Annotated in this window: 2 rRNA genes; both read left to right on the top strand. The window is 31.8% G+C overall.

Annotated features, from left to right (window positions below):
* The first annotated feature begins 95 nt into the window (after window positions 1–95).
* A 5S ribosomal RNA gene (gene rrf, locus T473_RS0115740) occupies window positions 96–212 on the top strand.
* Between the two features lie 840 nt (window positions 213–1052).
* Window positions 1053–1129 (top strand): 16S ribosomal RNA (locus tag T473_RS0115735); the annotation flags it as partial.

Genomic DNA, 1129 nt, shown 5'->3' with positions numbered 1-1129 from the left:
ATCGATACTAATAGATCGAGGACTTGACCTGATTTTAGATGATTTACTAAATTATATATGTAGTTTTTAGAGTACTAACTCTAATTAAAAGATTATGTGGTTACTATAGCAGAGAGGATACACCTGTTCCCATTCCGAACACAGAAGTTAAGCTCTCTTGCGCTGATGGTACTTGGTGGGAAACTGCCTGGGAGAGTAAGACGTAGCCACGTTAGTCCTTTTTTTAGTTTTTGATTAACTATTAACCCTCTATTTTATTTAATTCTAAAACCTTAAAAGTTTCCTACGTTAGGACTGTGTTGCCGGAGGGTCAAAGTCAATATTAAGATCAATATTAAGATCAATATTAAGATCAATATTAAGATCAATATTAAGATCTAAATATTTTTAGTTAATATTTGTTTTTGCTTCTTTGATTTCCTTCTTGTCTAACCGTAGATTATATGGTGTTTTAGGACGTTATTACATTAAGACGAGATATAAGATGATGACAATGTCATGAGCTTATAGGCGGCTAATAGTCCCCATATAAGACGTCTACAATCATCATCCTCATATCCATTCGAAATTCAACCATTAATCCTTTATTTTAATCTAAATACTTAAAAGCTTCATGTGTTAAGACTTTGTTGTGCGAAGAGTAAAGTCAAAGTCAGAAATAAGATAAATATAAAAATTTAAGAAATTTTATTATTGGGAACTATTATATAAAAAAAGATTGTATATGGCGCTGATGACATAGTGTGTTTGTATGCTGGAAAAGAGTACACGCCAAACATTTACAAGTTGACAACATTATGTTCGAATCCATTCAAAATTCAAAAATTAAGCTTTTTTGAAAAAAGTTTAAAAAAAGTATTGACTTAGATTTAAGAATTTGATATAGTAATACTTGTCCTCGAAAGAGCGGCAAACGAAACTAACAAAGCAAGAAGATAAAACAACAAAAGAACATTGAAAATTAAACAGTAGGTTAATTTATAAGAAAACAAGAAACAAACCATATAAAGCCAGATATTAAAGATAACGATAGTATCTGAGCAGGTCAAATTATTATTGAGAGTTTGATCCTGGCTCAGGATGAACGCTGGCGGCGTGCCTAACACATGCAAGTCGAGCGAACCCCTTC

This window comes from Clostridioides mangenotii TR (genome assembly GCF_000498755.1).
In the GTDB taxonomy this organism is placed as follows: domain Bacteria; phylum Bacillota; class Clostridia; order Peptostreptococcales; family Peptostreptococcaceae; genus Metaclostridioides; species Metaclostridioides mangenotii_A.
Note: the sequence above shows the minus strand (reverse complement) of the source record. Positions and strands in the feature narration are given on the sequence as shown.